Annotated in this window: 1 protein-coding gene and 1 pseudogene; both read left to right on the forward strand. The window is 68.1% G+C overall.

The window, feature by feature from the left end; genetic code table 11:
- The first annotated feature begins 63 nt into the window (after positions 1-63).
- On the forward strand, positions 64-1,617 hold the full coding sequence (locus tag ACH9D2_RS11630) for a nucleobase:cation symporter-2 family protein (protein WP_396362983.1): 1,554 nt from the start codon (positions 64-66) through the stop codon (positions 1,615-1,617).
- A 135-nt stretch (positions 1,618-1,752) separates the two neighbouring features.
- A pseudogene (locus ACH9D2_RS11635) lies at positions 1,753-3,021 on the forward strand (pyruvate dehydrogenase (acetyl-transferring), homodimeric type); the annotation flags it as partial.

Raw genomic sequence — 3,021 nt, forward strand, 5'->3', positions numbered from 1 at the left:
ACCCCCACTCTCCACTTTCCTCGCTTTTCCTGCTTTCCTTCCCACTCCCACAGGATGGACACCATGACCAGGTCCCAGACCGCTGAGCGAACGGCACCCACTCGTCCGGAAGACGAGCACCTCGGCATCGGCAGCAGCTTCGGCTACGGCCTTCAGCACGTGCTCACCATGTACGGCGGCATCATCGCACCACCGCTCATCATCGGCGGCGTCGCCGGGGTGAGCCCCCAGGAGCAGGGGCTGCTCATCGCGGCGTGCCTGTTCGTCGGCGGTCTCGCCACGATCCTGCAGTCCTTCGGCATCCGGTTCTTCGGCTCGCAGCTGCCCCTCGTGCAGGGCACGTCGTTCGCCAGCGTCGCCACCATGACCGCGATCGTCCAGGGCGAGGGAGGGATCCAGGCGGTCTTCGGCGCGGTCATCGCGTCCGCCGCCCTCGGCTTCCTCATCACACCCTTCTTCGCCAGCATCGTGCGCTTCTTCCCGCCGGTGGTCACCGGCGTGGTGATCACGGCCATCGGCCTGACCCTGTTCCCGGTGGCCGCCCGCTGGGCCATGGGCGGCAACGCGCAGGCGCCCGGGTACGGCTCCGTGGGAAACCTCGGACTGGCCGGGCTGACCCTGCTGATCATCCTGCTGCTGTCCAAGGTGGGCAGCGCCGCGATCTCAAGGCTGTCCATCCTCATCGGCCTGGTGCTGGGCACGGTCATCGCGGCGCTCCTGGGCAAGGCGGACTTCAGCCAGGTGCTCACCGGGGACATCTTCGCCGTTCCGCAGCCTCTGGCGTTCGGTCCTCCCGTGTTCGAGGTGGCCGCGATCATCTCCATGTTCATCGTGGTCCTGGTGATCCTCACGGAGACGACCGCCGACATCATCGCGGTCGGCGAGATCGTGGACACCGAGGTCGACAAGAAGCGCATCGCCGACGGCCTGCGCGCGGACATGGCCGCCTCGACGCTCGCCCCGCTGTTCAACGGCTTCACCCAGAGCGCCTTCGCCCAGAACGTCGGCCTCGTGGCGATCACCGGGGTGAAGAGCCGTTTCGTGGTCACCGCCGGGGGCGTCATCCTGGTGGTCCTCGGACTGCTGCCCGTCCTCGGCCGGGTCGTGGCCGCGGTGCCTCCGCCGGTCCTCGGAGGCGCCGGCATCGTGCTCTTCGGCAGCGTGGCCGCCTCCGGCATCCGGACCCTGGCCAAGGTGGACTACAAGAACGGTTTCAACCTGATCATCGTGGCCACGTCCATCGGCTTCGGCATGCTGCCCATCGCCGTCCCGGAGATCTACGGGAACTTCCCGGGCTGGTTCGAGACCATCTTCCACTCGGGCATCAGCTCAGCCGCGGTGATGGCCGTGCTGCTGAACCTGCTGTTCAACGAGTTCCGCGCCGGCAATCCCCCCAAGGGCCAGGTATCGGTCTTCGCCCAGGCGAACGTCCGGGCGGTGCGCTACGAGAGCCTCGAGCACCTCCAGGACCACCTCCAGGAGGGCGACACCATCAAGGACGGCAAGCTCGTGGACTGCGAGGGCAACGAGGTGCCGGTGATCACCGCCGCGGGCGAGATCGTCGACACCCGGATCTGCAAGCCCCAGGACGGCCGCAGCGGCTCGTCCGCGCACTGAGCACCGGCACCGAGCCACCGTCGACCTCCTGCGGCGCCGGGGACCCCGGCGCCGCAGGAAGTCGGCCGGACATGTCTCTTCTCCACCCCTGACTACTGAGAAAGAGTTGACGTGAATTCTGAGCACCTGGTCGAGATCCGCAGCCGGCAGACCCCCGGTTCCCCGAACAGCACGTCGGAGGACGCCGCACAGTGGCTGGGCTCGTTCGAGGACCTCATCGAGAAACAGGTGCGGGAGCGGGCGCACTACCTCCTGCAGGCGTCAGCACCACGGTCCGACGCCCAGGGCGTGGGCGTGCCGATGGTCACCACCACGGACTACGTGAACACGGTCCCCGTGGACCAGGAGCCGGAGTTCCCCGGCGACGAGGAGATCGAACGCCGCTACCGGGCGTTCCTGCGGTGGAACGCGGCTGTGCTGGTCCACCGGGCCCAGCGCCCCGAGATCGGCGTGGGCGGGCACATCTCCACCTACGCCGGTGCGGCCACCCTCTACGAGGTGGGCCTCAACCACTTCTTCCGCGGCCCCGACCACCCCGGCGGCGGGGACCAGGTCTTCTTCCAGGGCCATGCCTCCCCGGGGATGTACGCACGGGCCTACCTGGAGGGCCGGCTCACCGAGGAGCAGCTGGACGGGTTCCGGCAGGAGAAGTCCAAGGCCCCGCACGGGCTGCCCTCCTACCCGCACCCCCGCAACATGCCGGACTTCTGGCAGTTCCCCACCGTGTCCATGGGCATCGGCCCGATGAACGCGATCTACCAGGCGCAGTTCAACCGCTACCTGCACAACCGCGGCATCAAGGACACCTCCGACCAGCAGGTCTGGGCGTTCCTGGGCGACGGCGAGATGGACGAGCCGGAGTCGCGCGGGCTGCTGCAGCTGGCCGCCAACGACAAGCTCGACAACCTCACCTTCGTGGTCAACTGCAACCTGCAGCGCCTGGACGGGCCGGTGCGCGGCAACGGCAAGATCGTCCAGGAGCTCGAGGCCTTCTTCCGCGGCGCCGGCTGGAACGTCGTCAAGGTCCTCTGGGGCCGCGAGTGGGACCAGCTGCTCGCCAAGGACGAGGACGGCGAGCTCGTGCGGATCATGAACGAGACCCTCGACGGCGACTTCCAGACCTACAAGGCGGAGTCCGGCGGGTTCATCCGCGACCACTTCTTCGGCAAGTCCCCGGCCACCAAGGAGCTCGTCGCGGACATGTCCGACGACGAGATCTGGGAGCTCAAGCGCGGCGCGCACGACTACCAGAAGGTCTACGCCGCCTACAAGGCCGCGACCGAGCACGAGGGCCAGCCGACCGTGGTCCTGGCGCAGGGCGTCAAGGGCTACGGGCTGGGCAGCCACTTCGAGGCCCGCAACGCGACCCACCAGATGAAGAAGCTGACCATGGAGGACCTCAAG

The organism is Kocuria rhizosphaericola (genome assembly GCF_044462205.1).
Taxonomy (GTDB): domain Bacteria; phylum Actinomycetota; class Actinomycetes; order Actinomycetales; family Micrococcaceae; genus Kocuria; species Kocuria rhizosphaericola.